This is a genomic window from Shewanella sp. VK101, from assembly GCF_056497865.1.
The window spans coordinates 3122579-3140767 of sequence record NZ_CM151402.1 but is presented as its reverse complement, the minus strand read 5'-3'; the positions used below and the strand labels follow the sequence as shown (position 1 = coordinate 3140767).

At 48.8% G+C, this 18189-nt stretch carries 14 protein-coding genes and 1 other RNA gene; 11 read left to right on the top strand and 4 right to left on the bottom strand.

Features of this window, described 5'->3' with window-relative positions:
• Window positions 1–614: 614 nt before the first annotated feature.
• The 9 genes from ACSHSR_RS14025 to ACSHSR_RS13985 all read left to right on the top strand — a co-directional run bounded on the left by ACSHSR_RS14025 (window position 615) and on the right by ACSHSR_RS13985 (window position 13831).
• Complete coding sequence (locus ACSHSR_RS14025; RefSeq protein ID WP_039035438.1) at window positions 615–1133, top strand: Hcp family type VI secretion system effector; 519 nt, start codon at window positions 615–617, stop codon at window positions 1131–1133.
• 156 nt (window positions 1134–1289) lie between these two features.
• Complete coding sequence (gene tssI, locus ACSHSR_RS14020; protein ID WP_317058438.1) at window positions 1290–3350, top strand: type VI secretion system tip protein TssI/VgrG; 2061 nt, start codon at window positions 1290–1292, stop codon at window positions 3348–3350.
• Window positions 3351–3362: 12 nt separating this feature from the next.
• Window positions 3363–4733, top strand: coding sequence for a Tle-like phospholipase domain-containing protein (locus ACSHSR_RS14015; RefSeq protein ID WP_044734146.1), 1371 nt, complete (start codon window positions 3363–3365; stop codon window positions 4731–4733).
• Between the two features lie 88 nt (window positions 4734–4821).
• Window positions 4822–5529, top strand: coding sequence for an ankyrin repeat domain-containing protein (locus ACSHSR_RS14010; RefSeq protein WP_317058436.1), 708 nt, complete (start codon window positions 4822–4824; stop codon window positions 5527–5529).
• Between the two features lie 265 nt (window positions 5530–5794).
• Entirely contained in the window at window positions 5795–6472 is a 678-nt protein-coding gene (locus ACSHSR_RS14005) for a hypothetical protein (RefSeq protein WP_479630851.1), read from the top strand.
• 15 nt (window positions 6473–6487) lie between these two features.
• Window positions 6488–7408, top strand: coding sequence for a DUF4123 domain-containing protein (locus tag ACSHSR_RS14000; protein ID WP_317058434.1), 921 nt, complete (start codon window positions 6488–6490; stop codon window positions 7406–7408).
• Window positions 7405–12363 (top strand): RHS repeat-associated core domain-containing protein, encoded by a 4959-nt coding sequence (locus tag ACSHSR_RS13995; RefSeq protein WP_317058433.1) that lies wholly within the window; start codon window positions 7405–7407, stop codon window positions 12361–12363. The genes ACSHSR_RS14000 and ACSHSR_RS13995 overlap by 4 nt, the downstream gene beginning before the upstream one ends.
• Window positions 12364–12371: 8 nt before the next feature.
• Window positions 12372–13064, top strand: a complete 693-nt coding sequence (locus ACSHSR_RS13990) for a leucine-rich repeat domain-containing protein (RefSeq protein ID WP_096141383.1) — start codon at window positions 12372–12374, stop codon at window positions 13062–13064.
• A 269-nt stretch (window positions 13065–13333) separates the two neighbouring features.
• On the top strand, window positions 13334–13831 hold the full coding sequence (locus tag ACSHSR_RS13985) for an Imm26 family immunity protein (RefSeq protein WP_317058432.1): 498 nt from the start codon (window positions 13334–13336) through the stop codon (window positions 13829–13831).
• An 88-nt stretch (window positions 13832–13919) separates the two neighbouring features.
• Here the strand turns inward: ACSHSR_RS13985 and ACSHSR_RS13980 are convergent, their stop codons facing one another.
• From ACSHSR_RS13980 to smpB, 3 genes are all read right to left on the bottom strand, one after another.
• On the bottom strand, window positions 13920–15143 hold the full coding sequence (locus tag ACSHSR_RS13980; protein WP_096141382.1) for an integrase domain-containing protein: 1224 nt from the start codon (window positions 15141–15143) through the stop codon (window positions 13920–13922).
• A 202-nt stretch (window positions 15144–15345) separates the two neighbouring features.
• Window positions 15346–15700, bottom strand: a transfer-messenger RNA (tmRNA) gene (gene ssrA, locus ACSHSR_RS13975).
• Between the two features lie 115 nt (window positions 15701–15815).
• Entirely contained in the window at window positions 15816–16301 is a 486-nt protein-coding gene (smpB, locus tag ACSHSR_RS13970; RefSeq protein WP_025009743.1) for an SsrA-binding protein SmpB, read from the bottom strand.
• A 208-nt stretch (window positions 16302–16509) separates the two neighbouring features.
• On the opposite strand from smpB, the gene ACSHSR_RS13965 reads away from it, so the two are divergent.
• Window positions 16510–16947 carry an SRPBCC family protein gene (locus ACSHSR_RS13965; RefSeq protein ID WP_479631526.1) on the top strand — a complete coding sequence of 146 codons (438 nt, stop codon included), beginning with the start codon at window positions 16510–16512 and terminating at the stop codon, window positions 16945–16947.
• Window positions 16937–17272 (top strand): RnfH family protein, encoded by a 336-nt coding sequence (locus ACSHSR_RS13960; RefSeq protein WP_479630850.1) that lies wholly within the window; start codon window positions 16937–16939, stop codon window positions 17270–17272. The genes ACSHSR_RS13965 and ACSHSR_RS13960 overlap by 11 nt, the downstream gene beginning before the upstream one ends.
• 83 nt (window positions 17273–17355) lie before the next feature.
• Here ACSHSR_RS13960 and ACSHSR_RS13955 read toward each other — a convergent pair whose 3' ends face one another.
• A complete protein-coding gene (locus ACSHSR_RS13955) occupies window positions 17356–17853 on the bottom strand; it encodes an outer membrane protein assembly factor BamE (protein ID WP_101052923.1) in 498 nt (165 codons plus the stop codon).
• Window positions 17854–18189: the final 336 nt, after the last annotated feature.

Sequence of the window (18189 nt, the reverse complement as noted above, 5' to 3'; positions counted from 1 at the left end):
TCATCTGAACTAGTCGTTCTAGAGGGCCAAGTAATTTCCTGTTTTGCCACTAAGGACTAATCTGGTTTTGTCAGTTCGAAATCAACTTCGAGGAAAGATATACTTTTTCGTAATATTGTAATAGATCATCCAGCGCTTTATCGGCCATGTCTCGTACGTCTTTCCAGTTTGAGGTTTGGATTAAACTTTGCTGGCTTCTCAATTGATAAGTAGAACCATGTTGGTATGGGTCACACGCATGTAATGATGGTGAGGTTACTTGCGATGACCTTCGATACAGAATGCCTTGAGATTTGATGGATAGGTCAAGGTCGTTAGTGCTATTTGATATGATTGTGATTGCCCATAATACCCAACGTTCGAGTTAGCGTTTATGGTGACGCAGCAAAGTTTCATTTACAGTCGCTGCGCCCTATCAAAAATCTGGATGCTTACCGGGCAAAAAATTGCCCGCTGAGCAAAAAATTGCCCGGAACTGGGCAAGAAATTGCCCAGCATGAAAAGGCATTTTATGTATTCATTGTAAATCAGGGTGTTATGTTTTGGCATGAGAGTTGCTCTTCATCAAACAGGTTTATCCAAAACCTCTTTGAATTTTTAAAAAGGAATTTATCATGCCAACACCATGTTATATCTCTATCGAAGGCCAAACTCAGGGCAACCTCACTGCCGGCGCCTTTACTGCGGAATCCGTCGGTGACATCTTTGTGGAAGGTCATGAAGACGAGATGCTGGTTCAGGAGTTCAATCACATTGTGACTGTGCCAACCGATCCTCAGTCTGGTATGCCTTCCGGTCAGCGTGTGCACAAGCCGTTCAAGTTCACCGTCGCGCTGAACAAAGCCGTTCCCTTGATGTACAACTCACTCTCTTCCGGTGAGAAACTGACCAAGGTTGAGCTCAAGTGGTACCGCACTTCTATCGAAGGTAAGCAAGAGCACTTCTTCACGACCAAGCTGGAAGGCGCCACCATCATTGATATCAACTGTCATATGCCTCACTGTCAGGATCCCAACAAAGCCGACTTTACTCAGTTGGTTGAAGTGTCCATGGCCTATCGCAAGATAGACTGGGATCACGTCAGCGCCGGTACCTCTGGTGCCGACGATTGGCGTAAGCCCATCGAAGCATAATTCAGTCAACGACTGATTTGCTTGAATGTATGCGGGCGTTTGCCCGCATACATTCTGCTATCTGATACAAGGTTTTTCCAAGTAGCGTCTCAATGGCAATAAAAGAGTGATTCTATCGGATTAGAGTCAGGACGAACTCGAACAAGGATACCGGCTATGTTTTATCTTGGCAGTGGTTTGCGGTTTCATTTCAAGGCAGAAGCGGAGGCGGACGATAGTTTCAACCTGCTGTCGTTTGATTTTGATGAGCAGTTGTCCTCGCCCTTCATGGGAGAGTTGATATTACTGAGCCGCAGGGATGATATTACTGCCGAGCAGATAGTCGATAAGAATGGCGTCTTGAGTATTTGGCAGGACGGTGTTCGAGTCAGGAGTTTTCACGGCATAGTCAGCCGCTTTGCCAAGGAAGACTCAGGCCATAAACATACCCAATACAGGCTGACCATGGAACCTGCCATGGCGCGGCTGCGGCTGCGACAAAACAGCCGTATCTTTCAGGAAAAGTCCCTCAAACAGATTTTCAGCACCCTGCTTGATGAAATGGGTATCAGTGATTATGCCTTCAGTTGGGATGCACGCTACGAGTCGGAAAAGCGCGAATACTGTGTTCAGTATCGGGAGTCGGACTTTGACTTTATCACCCGTCTTGCGGCTGAGGCCGGGGTGTTCTGGTATTTCGAATTCAGTGAAGACAAACATACGCTGATTTTCTGTGATGCCACCAGCAAGCTGCCAGCGGCCAAACAACTATTCCCCTATAACGCCTTGAGCGGCGGCGACAGCGAAGTGCCTTTTGTCCGCAGCTTCAGTTACGCCAAGCAACTGGCGAGTGCCAAGGCCGAACTCAAGGATTACAGCTTCAAAAAGCCCGCTTATAGCTTTTTACAAACAGAAACCGCCAAGCGGTTGGCATTCCATCAAGCGGCAGCAGGGGATAAATACGAGCATTTTGATTACCCCGGACGCTACAAGGATGATGCTCAGGGGGGATTATTTACACCGGCCAGATTGCAAGCCTTGCGCAACGACACTGAAACGGCCGTAGGGCAATCAAGTATTGTGACGGCCAGTGCCGGAGTGAAAATGAACCTTGCCGAGCATCCGGATACCGCGTTCAACCGTGATTGGCTGCTGGTGGCTGTGAAACATCATGGCGTACAGGGCGCTGCGGCAGAGGAAACCAACAACACTACCCCGACCCAATATCAAAACGGTTTTCATGCGATAGAGGGTAACCTTCCCTGGTTGGCTATGCCCAAGACCAAACCTTTGGTCACGGGTCCTCATATGGCTACCGTGGTAGGGCCTAAAAATGAAGAGATCTTCTGTGATAAATATGGCCGGGTTAAAGTGCAGTTCCCTTGGGATAGATATGGCCAGGCAAATGAGCAGAGCAGCTGTTGGATTCGTGTTAGCCAGGGTTGGGCCGGTGGCCAGTATGGCTTTATGGCCATCCCGCGGATTGGTCATGAAGTGATAGTCTCTTTTCTTGAAGGCGATCCGGATCAACCTATCATTACCGGCCGCACTTATCATGCTGCCAATCCAACCCCGTACCTGCTGCCTAACCACAAGACCCGAACACTGTTCAAAACTCAAACCCATAAAGGTGAAGGTTTTAATGAACTGAGGTTTGAGGATGAGGCCAGCCGGGAGCAGATCTATCTCCATGCCCAAAAAGACATGGATAGCGTCATCAATAACATCAAGCGAACTGAAATTGGCTTGGATGAGCATATCACCATAGGTCAGGATCAGTTCCAACTGGTGAAAAACAACCGCCATACCCAGGTTGCGCAGGACGATATTGCCAAGACAGACAGAGATCATCAGTTGTTGGTCGGGCGGAACTTCATTCACAAGATAATCGGTGCGATGAAGCGCTATATAGGGGGAGGGCTTATCACTCGCATTGATGGGGGCAACCAAACCAATATCGCGGCTTCTGATGAACGGATTATTGGTGCAGATCTGCTGATTAAGGTTGGTAATGCCAGTTCTCAGAAAGCAAAAACCATTGTGCTGGATGCAGGTCAGGAATTGACCATCAAGGGGCCGGGTGGCTTTATCAAGTTGGACTCAGGTGGCGTCACTATTTCCGGAAATAAAGTCAAAATCAATGAAGGTGGATCGCCTGGCACCGCAACGGAGCCGAAAGCTGTCGATCCGGAAGCGCCCGCTGAGCCAACCAAGCCCGATCTGGCTGATAGGCGTTAAGGGAGAAACTGTATGCCAAAAGCAGCCCGAATTGGCGATAGCTGTGCAGGACATGGATGCTTTCCCGCTACACCGATAACGGCTGGAAGCGGTGATGTCAGCATCAATGGTATCCCTGCGGCCAGAAAGGGAGATTCGGTCCTGTTTCACGCCTGTCCGTGTCCCAAAATGCCACATGGCATTCATGGTCGTAGTATCTCTGCCGGCTCTGCGAATGTGTCCATCAATGGTAAAGCGGCTGCCAGGTACGGTGATGCTGTCGGGTGTGGAGGTTCGGTAGCCGCAGGATCCGGTGACGTCTTAATTGGTGATACGCCATACCAGTCGACAGAGCATCCCTGTGGTGAGGCTGCGGCAAAAGACAATGCACCCTTCATCAAGTTGCTGCCTTTAGCCGCATTGCCTGTGATGCAATGGGCTGATGCCGGCGAGATGGTGTCTTTTCTGAATGACCCGGTCAACAGTGTTGCTGAGCGCAAGGCGCGATATGAAGCCCGTAAAGCATTGAGCCAAAGTCATGCGGGCTCGGCATCGGCGGCCAAAAAGGCTGCGTCGGAAAGATTGGCTTTCAACAACGACAATATACTGCGAGCAGAAGCTGCCCAGTATGTGTATCGTGTCGATGAATTCAAGCGGGGACACATCAGCGAACTACCTGAGCCGCCTTTGGGGCTGGAAGCTGTGGATACCAGCAAAATTCCGGGATTGAAGGATGCCGTATTCTCGGACAAAGAGACCGGTTTCGGCGCCGGGCTATTCAAATCAGCCATCAACGACGAAACCATGTTGACGTTCAGGGGAACCAATAACGGCGTGACTGGTGGTAAAGATTGGCCAACCAACCTGAAACAGGGCTCCGGAGGGGAGACTAAACAATATAATCAGGCCATGTATCTGGCCGATATGGTGGATGACTCACTGGATGATTTTACGATTGTTGGCCATTCACTGGGCGGCGGTTTAGCAGCCAGCGCGGTTGGCGTGACAGGTCGAAACGGGTATACCTTTAACGCAGCCGGGTTGCATCCCAAAACCATGGAGCGAAGAGGTGGTCTGCCTATTGCTGAAATCGATAAGCTTATCCAAACCCAGGCGGTCAATGGCGAAGTATTGACCGGGGTACAGAAGTGGCGTGGAGTGTTATTGCCTGGGCTTCTGGGGGGAATAGGGAGCCTGTTTGGTCCAGTTGGTACAGGTCTTGGACTGTTGGCCAGCGGTATCTTGATGGCTCGGGATACGCTTCCAAGTGCGCCGGGAGAAATGCATAAACTGGAGAGTATTGCCGGTGGGAACCCTGTGGCAAGGCATGGAATGGACCAGGTTATTGCCGGTATTGAAGCTCAAAAACGTGAAGATATTACAACCTTGACTCAAGCAGCCTGAAGAGGATTGCCAGATGAAAAGATGTGTTACCTGGTTAGGCGTGGTTTTAACCTGTGTACTGAGTGCCTGTGGTGTAGGAGGAAAACAGATGGATGCTGAGCAGTTTTTTAAGCCGGAAATGGTGACGGTACTTCAGCATATTCAGCAAGGCCATGAAAAAGAGGCCAGAGCGGCGTTAACTGATGGACAAGACCTCAATATTCATGGTGACGAAGATATTACCCCTCTGCTATGGCTTATTTTACAGCAGGATAAAGCGGCGGTGGCTTTGGCACTCAAACTTGGGGCTGACGCTAACTTTAAGCGAGCGAATGGTGACAATGCGATTACGGCTGTAGCCGGGAATGAGGATACTGATTGGCTGAAAATGTTACTTGAGGCCGGTGGGGATCCCAACAGTGTGGATCGTAATCAAGAGCCCGCCTTGTTTCAGGCCGTAGGAGAAGGCAATAAGGAGGCTGTTGAGATCCTGCTGGATCACGATGCAGATGTGAATGCTGTCGATGGGCCTGGAAGTAACGCCTTGCAATACGCTGCTGCCATCAACGACTTTGAAATGGTGTACTTCCTGTTGCAGCATGGAGCCGACTTTACCCACCGTAACGATACCGGTGCGGATTTAGCCTGGAATATACATAAAAAGCTGTCCCGTGGGCTGGTATCGTCATCTTCGGACAACTACGAGTGGTTGATGAAATCCAAACAGTTTATTGAAGAGAAGGGGGTTAGCTTTCCACCGCTTTCACCGAAAGAAGTTCGGGCAATATGGGCTAAGGAAGGCAAACCAGGTTACTGATCGCTGTTGGAACCAAGGATGTTGTTGAATGTCAGGGAATGCACAACCCATGCTTATGCACCAGATCATCAGTGGCAGGCAAAGCCATTATTGCTATGCCTTGATAGAGCCATTTGATATCGCCGGGTTTGACGAGCAATGGTCAGTTCTCAGTACCGCGCCGGGAGCACTGTGGCGCAGCCTTCCCATTGCGTCGCTGGCCTCGGCACCGGGGTTGCAGCCTTTGTTGTTACGGCTCCGTGATGGTAGCCCCTGTGAGACCCTGATGCTCTGGTTGCTGCAACAACCAGGGGCTGTTCAGCGGTGCATCTTGTTCACCACCTGGTTTGATTGGCAACAAGTCATTGCTTTTTGGTTGCAGCGAACTGAGGCTCTTTATCCTCAGGGCATAGTCGCTCCATTTAACAGTTTTTCGGCCCCCATACTGTCATTGCTGTGGCAAACCCTGGGCGATGAACAGCAACGGAGTTTTGTCGCTGGTTTGGAAGGCCTATATTTGCCTGAAGGCGCAGCTTGGAGACTGTTGGCAATCGGAAACCAAGTGGCTGAACCCGCTTTTGAGCAAATACAACTCAGTGAACAACAATATGAGCTTTTGACGCGCGAGAGTCGGCGTGAACTGCAAAGTCAGCAACTGTTTTTAAGGCTACAGCCTTATCACAGGAGAGAATTTTCGCCGGCGGATGTCAGAGCCGTCTATTTCGATACCTTGCAACGGGTACAACAGCAGTTTGCTGATGCAGATGCCAGGAGTTGTGAAATCATGGCACAGCGCAGGTTCGTCTGGGGGAAAGATTACTTTATCCATCCGGTGTTTTTGGCCTTGTGTACGGATGGTGATTATCGAAAGGCGCTGAGACGTTTTCAGCAAAAAGTATGCAATGATGCGGCGCTCGGTCGCGATATGGATTTTCATGATTGGTTGCCTCCATTGGAGCAATAGCCAGAGGACAGGGATGTGGTAGCAATAGCAGCATTAGAGCAACAACAACTCGATGAACAGCAATGGCGGCAGCTATTGGTCAATGGCTCGGTGTTTTTGCTGGCAGATCCAACACTCAATGAAGCGGTGAGAGGTATAGCCGAATCACAGCTTCCTGAAACTCCCGAGTTCAACCGGCTCTATTGGGGGGAACTGGGCAGGCTGCACGCATCATTGTCCCCGTGTCTTATCCGGGCTCATGGTAGTAATTGGGCCGAGTTGCAGCAAAAAATATGTAGCCAGCCCGGTTGGGGAGTGGCCTGGGTGCTGGAAGGCGATATGCAGGCCTACACGCCACTTCAGCAACTGCAACTATTGGTACATCACTTGCGCAGTTGGACCTGGATAGCAGACGGTGATGACACCCAGTTATTACGCATTGCCGACTGGAAGGTAGCGGAAACCTTGCTGAGTGCCAGTTCGGTTGAAGAAGCCGTTGACTTTTTGGGTCCGGCGGCGGCCTTGGTGACGATTAACGCCGATGGGATCACGCGCTGGCAACCCAAACAGCGTTCACAGTGGCAGTTAGCGCAGCAAAGCACACCCAGAGTGTTGACTGACCCCCAGTATCAGGCGCTGCGTCAGATGGCTGAAGCCATCACTTATCGTGACTATATGACGCACCTGCAACAACATCATCCCGTGACCAGACAATGGTCCACAGACGACTGCCTCAGTTTTATCTCAAAGCATGTTAATCAGGCCCAGCAGCACGGATTCAGTGGCAAACAGCAGCAGATAAAGTTTCTCACGCTCGCGTGTCTGTTTGGCGATGATTTTTGTCAGTTGCCCTGGGCGAAATCTATCCTCGATGCTCCCAGACAAGGCGCCGAAGACAGGATGTACAAGCTATTTCGCGCAGCAGAGGCCGAATTGGATAAGGAAGTCGCATCATGAGTCAGAATCGCAAGGCAGAGTTGATCTCCAGTGAAGTTGCCGCAGAGCAGAACTTCACCACAGATAATATCTTGCGCGGCAGTTGCGTCGAGTGCGGTTGCACGGCACTGATATTTTATCACTACGATGATGGTCAACCTGTGCCCGAAGCCCCTTTCATACTGACTGACAGTAATAACAAAAAGCTTGAAGGCAAGACAGACAGGAAAGGGCTCTGCCTGATTGAAGAAATGCCCTGTGGCGCTTTCGAACTGCTGCTTGATGAAGGGAGCGATGAGTTTCGCCCCAAAGAAACCGAAGAGAATAACCCGGTTTTACAGGTTAAGCCCGAATATGCTGCCATTGCCGGAGAGTATTTCACTCTGTTCACGCTGCTGCGAAACAAAGGCTTCATTGAATATGACGCCGATGACAGCAGTGAGCGTCATATTGATATTGATGACACCAGTCTGTTTTTGAATGTACCGGATGAATATGAACCCGCCTACGAGCGCTTCTGGGAATTAAACGATCGGATTAATCGTGGCTCGATGGGATTGCGCGAGGCCATTTATAAAATTCATGTCAGTCTTCCCGCCGAAGTGGTCAGCAAGGCCGGGGACAACAGCGCTATTTTATTGTTCTGTGAAATTGCGCTGGGCTTCATCCCCGTAGTCGGTCAGGCGATGGATATCTACGACCTCGGTGAATGGGGCTGGCAGACATACACTCAGGCAGCGCTAAGAAGCGATCCCATGCACTGGGCCATTGGTGGTCTGGTACTGGTTGGGTTTGTTCCCGGTGTTGGTGATGCTCTGAAAAAGTCCGGTAAAGCCATTATTGAAGCACTGGCCAAAAACAGTCCGGAAGCGATCCAAGCCGGCATCAAGATGTTGCGTGGTTTATCCAACGGAAACCTGGTGAAGTTTCTCAATAGCTTTGCTGACAAAATCAAAGATGCCGGTGCCAAGGCATTGGAACTGCTGCAACAGATTATCGACGGACTCAAGCTGGCCTTGGTCAATGGCGGCCATTGGATCCTCAGGTTGATGAAAGAGGCATTTGGTTCGCTTATCGACATCATGGTATCCATGGCCGGCAAGCTCAAAGAGATGCTGGACTGGGTCTGCAACAAGGTAAAAGAATTTATTGGCAAGGTGGTTACCCGCCTGACCGGAACTCCCAGACCTAAAAAGACCGAGCATCCTGAAGTGGATTTGAATGCCGGGAAAGACGCTCAAATCCGGGATATGAGTGGGCCCACGGCTGAAGTGGATGCCAGTAACCAGGCATTGCCAGGCGCCAAGGGTAAATGCACCAATGGTTGCCCCATCGATATGGCTACCGGCCATGTGGTTGACTGGCGCACAGATTTCAGTTTGCCGGGAATATTGGCGCTAGGGCTTAAGCGTTTCTATCACTCAGGACCTGATGTCGAACCCGGTATGTTGGGAAGACGCTGGCGCGCGGATTGGGATATGAGCCTGGTGTTAAGTGGTGATCAGGCCACTTTTACTGACGGTGAGTATAACCAGGCGCTGTTTGTCATCCCTGAAGAAGGCGCCGCTCATCGGGCGGCTCATATGCCACAGTGGCGGTTATGCCGCATCGACGGGCTGTTGGTGATGCGCCATTTAAGCGGCATTGACTACACCTTCAATCATGCTTTGGGCAACAAGCTGATGCTGACAGCCATCAGCGATCAGAGCGGTAACCGCCATCATTTTGTTTATGACCGCGGCCAACTGAAAGGGATTTTGCTCAGTGACGGTCGGCGTATCAAGGTGAAGGGTAGCCGGCGACGTATTGAACGCCTTGAGTTGCAGACAGCCGATGGCAAGGCGCTGAAAACCTTGGTGGCCTATGAGTACAACGACAAAGGATATCTGACATCATGCCGGGCCGATCCGGGCCACAGCTTTGACTACCAATACTCAGATGAGGGCTGGTTGCTGCGCTGGCAGGACATGAGCTGCACTTGGGTTGAACATGACTATGACAGTCAGGGGCGGGCTATCCGCTCCAGAGGCGCTGACAAGCGCTTTTGTGATGCGTTGCATTACGATGATGATAACCGGATTGTCTATTACCGTAGTCCGCTGGATGGTATCAAAATCTATCACAGGGATGAGCGCAACAATATTATTCGTGTTGTGTTGCCCAATGGCGATACCACCTACAACGAATGGCAGGACAACCAACTGGTATCCCAACGCAATCAGTTGGGAGAGCAACAGGCGTTCAAGCGGGACGAATGGGGGCAACTTACCGAGCTGACCCAGGCGGACGGCAGTCAGCTTAAGTGGCAGTATGATGAAGCCGGCAGGTTGCTTAGCTTCACCAATGAATTGGGTGCCAGTTGGCAGCATGAGTACGATAGCCGCGGCAATCTGCTGTCGGTGCTTGACCCCTTGGGCCACAGCCGTTACTGGCAGTACAACTCCAAGGGGCAAATGGCCTGGGCGATCGATGCTGATGGCGAACAGACCGGCTTTGGTTATGACAAGGTGTCAGGCCTGCCCTGCGAAGTCATTTTGCCCGGCGTTGAACCGCTAAAACTGGAATACGACAATCTGGGGCGGATAAGCCGGGTGCTTCAAGGGATCCAGAGCCACAAGTACACTTATTTGGGGCAAAGTGCCCTGGTCACTGGGGTAGTGGACAGCCAAGGCAAACGCCAGCACTTCGAATATGATACCGAAGGCAATCTGGTCAAAGCGACTGATGCCAATGGCAACAGCCAGCAATATCGTTACGGTGCGTTTGACCTGTTGCAAGCCAGTATCGATCCTTTAGGCCATGAACTGCAGCTGTTCTATAACGGAGAATGCCAGTTTGCCGGTATTGCCAACAGCAAAGGTGAGCAGTGGCGATATCACTACAATTCCAGCGGTCAGATTGTTGAAGAGCGTCACCTTGATGGTCGTCGTAACCGCTTCGATTACGATAAGGCCGGCCGGGTAATATGCAAAACCCAGGCTGATGGCAGCAGCATTCATTTCTTCTACGATATCTGTGGCCGTTTGCTGCAAAAGCAAACCCGTAACTCGCAGCAAATGGTGATGAACAATAGCCATTTTGAATACGACGGAGCCGGTCAACTGCTTAAAGGCCGCAATGCCGTGTCTGAGCTGGCGTTTAGCTATGATGCGCTTGGCAGGCTAATTGCTGAAACGCAAAATGGCCAATCGATTGAGTATCAATACACTGCAGCGGGTCGTCCAATTCGTGCCAATGGCTTATTGCTTGAGCAACAGCAGACATGGCAACACGGCCGTTTGGCTACGATTGCCGCTTCTGGGTTTGAGCCGCTGACACTGGCATACGACCGTTATGGCCGGGAAACCAGTCGCAGTAACCAGGCTGGATTCTGCCTGAAACAGGAGTACACCCCGGAGGGACTGCTCAAACGTCAGCACCTGGATGCCTGGAGCCTACAGGGGACAGAGCAGCAACTACCTGGCCGCTTTGGTGGCATTGCCCGCAGTTATGAATATGACGCTCTGAGCCGGATCACCGCCATCGAAGACGGTCACTGGGGCCGCAGTGAATTTACCCAAAATGCCCTTGGGCAAATCGTGGCAGAAAAACGCACCAGCGCCTGGCATGCGCGCAGTGAGCGGCGCCAATTCAGCTATGACTCCGAACTCCAACTGACGGCCATAGCCTCTTGGGCTGAGGACGGGCAGAACAAAGACCAGTTTAGCAACAGTTCCCCGAATAGCACTTCAAATAGCCGGATTATCGACTTCGCCAAAAAGCGCCAGGAAAAGGCACTGGAATATCAGCAAGCCGGGCGGGTAGTGCGTCAGGGAGACAATGTTTTCCGCTACGATGCCAATGGCCGTATGGTCGAGAAAACCCTGAAACGTGATGGTTTCAGGGCTCAGACTCGCTTCTATCATTGGGATGAAGAAGACCGCCTCATTCGTGTCAGTCTGCCCAATGGGGATATTTGGCATTATGAATACGATGTCTTTGGCCGCCGCTGTCGTAAATACCGGCAGCAACCAGCAACGCAGCCAACATCAGCGCAATCACTCACTCAACAAATCAGCCAAGGCGATATCCGCTATCAGTGGTTGGGTGATCAACTCAGCCAGCAGCAAAGTTATTATGCCGATGGCAGTGTGGCAACTACCCAGTGGCTATATGAGCCCGGCAGTTTCAGGCCGTTGGCACAGATAAGGCAACTGGATACACCCAATGACCCCGGCAGGCCTGAATTGCATTATGCGGTGACTGACTTAGTGGGCAATGTTAGGGAACTGTGCGATCCACAAGGACAAATACACTGGCGTGGCGAACAGGGCTTATGGCAGGACTTCCATCAATGGCGGCTCAGCGGAACCCCGAAAAAGTATCTTGAACAAGCCGCCAATGAGCCTCTACACTGTGACCTGCGCTATCAGGGACAGATTTATGATCGGGAAACCGGGCTCTATTACAACCGGCACAGATATTACGATCCGGAGATTTGCCAATACCTGAGTCCGGATCCGATAGGGTTGGCAGGGGGCACGCGGCCGCAGGCCTATGTGCACAACCCGCTCGAATGGGTGGATCCGCTAGGGTTAGCGCAATGTCCATCTGTTGGGACTAAGTCAGAAACAAAGATCAACTCAGGTAAAGACGCGCCTTCTGATGGTGGGATATATAGGTTTACTGATACAAACGGTAATGTATACACTGGATCTACAAATAACTACAGTACACGTATGAATCAACATATCGCGGATGGTAGGTTGGCTCCAGGCTCCAAGGTAGAATTTACTCCGATTGATGCGCCAGGAAGAAGCGAAAACGGCGCTAGACGCGTAAGACGTTTTTATGAGCAACAGGGTATCGGTTTCGATAGTGATGGTATTCCGCTACCGAATAAATCATCAGGGTTTAGAGCTGTTTCTCCTGAAAAATGGAAAAAATATACCGGGAGTGATGGACTACCAGATTTCAACAATCCCTATTTTAGTTAAGTGATATTATGGATATTTCATCTTTTAAGCAATATATAAAGTTAGCACCAGAAAGTGTATCAGAGTGGCAGAGGTGGGAGAATTCATTACCTACCGTCGACTCCATATTGCCAATATTGGACTATGTTTATAACTCTGAATGGCTGCAAGATGATTGGAAAGCTATAAGGGCATTCATTCGCAAAGGTTATTTAGAACAAAATGAAGAATCTGAATTGGTTAGCGGGGTTAAACATGTTAACATATTCAATTCTAGAGTGAAAAACATAAAAGCAGATGCTGCAATTTCATTAAACTGCTCCATTGTTCGTTCATTAGAGTCAATAAGTTTGTGCTCAGATTCAACAGAATCATTAAGTATATCCCATGCGAGTAAACTCTCTGAAATTATCGGGAACACTCAGGGTTTAAGTTACGTCTCTTTAAATAAATGCCCAAAGTTAGATTTTGGCTCTATCATTTCAACGCTCGACAGTGTAAGAGTTTTAGATCTCAGTGGTAACCCACAATTATCTAGTATTGAGGCGTTGCATAGAAATGAAAATGTTTTTGCATTGTATCTAATTGAAACTAGTGTGATGAAGGCTGAAAACACAGTAGAGGTCTTGTCTTCGATGCCAAACTTGAAAAAACTTTGGATTAAAGCAAACAAAAAGGAGTTAGAACTTTTGAGAGAAGTTCTGCCAGGGATAGTAAATTGAGCATGAAAAGACCAAATATTTAGTTTAAAAAGCGAAGAGATCTATTTGAGTGGCACTCTTAACCTGCAAAAAGGAGTAGAGTGCCAATAAAATACAAGCTTATTACTCACTAAGTTGGTCAGTTGGCATTAACCTTGGTTAAAGAGCTGAAGTAAATGTATAGCCGATACATCTTTGCTAAGACGGTTTAGTTTTTGCATTGATCTTTCCCAGAGTTTAAGGCCATGACTTTGATGGGTTTCTTTGATGTCGTTATAAAGAGATAAAAGATGATTTTAAATTCCGGTGATGTTTTCTCGATACCCTTGTTTTTGAATGATGTTAGTGCGATTAAGAATTTTTCACGTTTTGACTTTTCTAAGGAGGGAATGGAGTTTTATTTCGCTAGGATCATAGAAGACCGAGGCGGAAGTGGAATCCTGATGGAAGTATTTGATTTTTGCTCTAGATTGGATTCTCAAGTGGCAGATATTATTAGCCGACCTCGACTTTTTGATCCTGTTGCCTTAGCAGGGGAAGGTATAAAGAAAAAACGGTGGAGGTTTATTGGGACGACTGACTATGATAAAGAAAAAGATTCAAACTACAGTAAAATAAGTTTTTTGATGGGACCAAGAGAGAGTCGGTATCTATGGAAAGGTGGTCAAGAATACCCGCTCAAGGATACTGAATTGACGTCTGTCGAAGAGTATATCATTTGGCCTGCAGTCCAAATCGAGCGAAGAATAGTAAACGAATTGAATAGGAAAAGGGGCTTAGTACACTAAAATGTATTAGCTCAAAACTAAACTGACAACGGCACCCAAAAACCGGGTAACTGTCAGATCTAGTACATCTAATGAATTTATTGAAACATTATCGTGTTGATGCGACGGATAAATTTCCATCAGCAGCTGTCTCAATGTACTCACTCCACCAGTTCATCATGGGACGTCGCCGCTCCAGGAAGTCGGAGCGGTTATATGCCGCCCGTACTGAATTGGCATCGACATGTGATAACGCTGATTCGATGAGGTCAGATTCAAACCCTTCTTCATTGAGAATGGTGCTTGCTAAGGAGCGAAGACCATGGCTAACAAGTCTTCCACCATATCCCATACGTTTTAAGGCCATATTAGCTGTCTGCGTATTGCAGTGAGTTTTTGGATCTCTATCTGATGGAAATATAAATTCTCTGTGGCCACTTATTGGCTTGATGGCTTCGAGTATGCCGAGCATCTGTTGGGTAAGCGGAATAACGTGCACTCGACGCTTTTTCATTTTCTCTGCAGGTATTGTCCAAGTTAGCTTCTCCAAATCTAATTCATCCCAGCGTGCCGTGGCGGCTTCAGAGGGACGTGTCATAGTGTGTAACTGCCACTCTATAAGACAGCGTGTTACACGTTTAATGGAAGCTTGGGAAAGCGAGCGCATGAGTTCGGGGAGCTCTGATGGGGCTAGGGTAGCCATGTTCTCTTTTTTGGGCTTCTTAAATGCAGTATGAATTTTTACTAACGGATTCGCTACGATGTAACCGGAGTTGACACTATGGTTCATAATTTCATTTAGCCGCTGACTCAGGCGTTTAATGGTCTCTAAACTGCCTGAAGCTTCTATTGGTCGAAATAGCTTTATGACGTTTGGAGCAGTGATTTTAGTGAGTGGGGAGTTACCAAATTCAGGGAAAACATGTCTCTCTAATGAGCGCCAAGTTTTAGTGGCATGATCTTCTGTTACTTCGTGCTTTTTAATCTCTAACCATTCAGCTGCAACATTCCTCAGCGTGTACATAGTTTCTTGTTTGTTTTTGAGTGATTCTTGTTCGCGTTTTTCTTTTGGGTCTACACCTGTTGCTACTAGTTGTCGGTATTCCAAAACTAACTCGCGCGCTTTCGCTAGACAAATTTCAGGGTAGGGACCAATACCTATATTAACCCGCTTTTTGGTGATGGGATGATAATAGTTGAAGTTCCAAAGCTTAGAGCCGTTAGTTCTGACTCGTAGTTGTAACCCTCCACCATCAGATAAGACAATGTCCTTAGGGCCTGGCTTTTGATTCTTGATTTGGGTGTTGGTGAGACGAGTTGTGCTGGTGGCCATATTTACCCCCGATAGCCTCAAGTTGGATGATTTATAATCATGGTATTCCAAGAGTAAGTCAAATCACCTTGGAATACCGTTTGGGATACTAAAGCTGTGAGATTCAGTGAGACCATTTGATACGTTGTTGTACGCAAGCCGTTGATTTTTTTGTTTTTTAGGCAATAAAAAAGACGTCCGAAGACGTCTTTTTACTTTGAATTGGTGGAGGCGGCGGGACTTGAACCCGCGTCCGAAAAACCTACGCTCAAGGCGCTACATGCTTAGTCTCTCTTTTGTTTAACCGGTTGAACTCCGAAAGACAGGATTCCAAACGGTGAGCCTGGTACTGTTTCGCGGTTCACCCCCAGACAAGGTTCCCTCGCTAGCACTATGTAAGGTGACCATCAAATCCACTGCCCATGTGCGAGACCTGTGGTAGATGGCTAGCGGCCTTAAGCTGCTAGAGCGTAGTTATCGTCGTTTGCAACTATAACTGTGCGGCTTTTTACGAGGCCAACCGCCCCTCGGCATGCTCCCGGAGTTTCGCGAATCCCGTCGAATCCAGAATCGCCCCCGTGATGTGTTGATTGTAACCTCTTTGCCACCTGCTTACCAAGGCTTTAATTAGCAAAGGACAATCACTTGCTGGTTATCCGTACAATTGGTGTGCGAAATAACAACAAATATCAGTTACTTGCTCTTCATGACCCGGGCTTTTTCGATAGCCCAGTCACGTTGTTTAATATCGTCGCGCTTATCGTGGGCTTTCTTGCCCTTACCCAAGCCTATCTCAACCTTGACCCAGGCACCTTTGCGCCAGTACATGGAGATGGGCACTATGGCGTAACCCTGCCTTTCAACCAAGCCGGCCAGACGGTCCAGCTCACGGCGATTGAGCAGCAGTTTACGCATGCGGGTTGGGTCGCAGACCACATGAGTGGATGCCGCGCTGAGTGGGGTGATATTACAGTTGTGCAGGAAGGCTTCGCCATTTTTCAGCATGACAAAGCTTTCCGACAGATTCACCTTGCCGGCGCGGATGGATTTGACCTCCCATCCCATTAGGGACAGACCCGCTTCGAATTTTTCATCAAAGCGATATTCAAAGGTCGCACGCTTGTTCCGGGCAATGGTTGCCGGAGCGTTTGCGGATTTTTTTGCATTCTTCTTAGCCATAGGCTGGCTATTATACGCAGCAGCAGCCAATTTGGAATTGGCCTGGAAGAATATTTTGAGTTGTGGGCAGTAGCTTAGGGTTTTGTTGCTGGCTTTTTGAGCGCTTACAGAGGCAGGACTCATTGCGATGGAACAAAGGATGCGTTTTTTGACCGGCATGCTAAAATCCGGGTCTGTTTTTGAGTCAGCCAAGAGTATCAACCAACGGATGCCACAGATTTCCCGCAGTGTTCTGGTGCGTTACAGTGCGAAGCAGATGTACCAGCTAGTCAATGATGTTGAGTCTTATAAAGAGTTTCTCCCTGGTTGCGTTGGCGGCAAGGTGTTGGAGTTTGATGGTAAAACCATGCTGGCGTCGGTAGATATCAGTAAGGCTGGGATCAGCAAGACCTTTACCACACGTAATCAGGTGGTGGAGGGGAGGAGTATTGAGCTGCAACTGGAGAATGGTCCTTTCAAGCATTTGACCGGTCATTGGTATTTTACCGAATTGGCCGAAGATGCATGTAAGGTGGAGTTTGAGTTGAATTTTGAGTTCTCCAGCGCTTTGGTGGGTATGGCATTCGGCAAGGTATTCAAAGAGCTGGTTACCTCTATGGTTACGGCTTTTACTCAAAGGGCGAAGGAAGTATACAGTGACAAGTGAACAGGAAAAATTCAGTGTCGATGTCATTTATGCTTTACCGACACAACAGAAGGTGATCAGTGTTTCCGTGACGCCGGGTACCAGTTTTATCGAGGCTGTACGTCAGAGTAACATCCAGGCTTTTTTCCCTGAGATTGACTTGGAAACGGTGAAACTCGGAACCTTCAGTCGTCAGGTCAAACATGATGACGAAGTTGAACCCGGGCAGAGAATTGAAATCTATCGTCCTTTGATTGCCGACCCCAAAGAGGTTCGCCGTAAGCGTGCCGAGAAGGCTGCGGAAGAAGGGCGGATAAATAAAGTAACCGGCGCCAAAATAAGCTGAGTTACTTTGCTGAACCCAAGATCTTAAAAAAGCGCCTGTTGGCGCTTTTTTAAGATCTTGGGTTCAAGCTTAGGCCTAAGCCGTTACTTACGGTCCTGTTCGTGCTTGTTCATCTTGGTTGGATCCTGCTCTTCAACCAAAGGTTTTTCATCGCCGCGCTGCTGAGGGATCTGCGGCGTTAGCTCAGGGCTGTTGGCCATTGGCAGGCTACTTTGTTCCAGCGGGGTATTGAATTCATTGCTTAGTTCGTAATCCCCAGTGACCTTGGTCAATTGATCGCCGCTAAAGTGCAGGATCAGTTCTTTGTGGGTAATGCTGGCATCACGACCACTCTTGTAATGGTATACATAGTACCAGGTATCATCCTTGAAGCTGTCCCGCAGTACAGGACGCCCAAGCACAAATTCCACCTGTTCCTTGGTCATGTCGATGCGCAGCTTTTCCACTTGCTGAGGCTCCATATAGTTGCCCTGTGGAATATCAGGCTTGTACACCAGCCAGTCAAAGACACTGCAGGCACTGAGTGAGAGGGTGAGCGCACTGACGCTCAGCAGGGTAAGACTTTGCTTTTTAATTGACATTGAATGTGCTACTTCATGAAAAACTGTCGGCCATAATACCCAAGCCCAGCCCGTGCTGACAAGGGCTATTGACTTGGCGCTTGAGGCTTCGACAACATAAAAGTGACTTGGTTCGTCTCTCTGTTGCCAAATTGTTGTCTTGGTTCAAATTAACTCCCGGCAAATAGAATAAGTTAGCGGGGGCGGCGGCTGATTTTAGTCGTTTCAGTTAAATGGGTTCCAGTTAGACTGCCAAGAAATTTGAAATCGTTTTGCCGGCTTGCAATAAGCCTGCTGCATCATTGAAAACCATTTGTATTTAAAAGACTTATTTTTAAATAGGTTCAAAATTTCGGT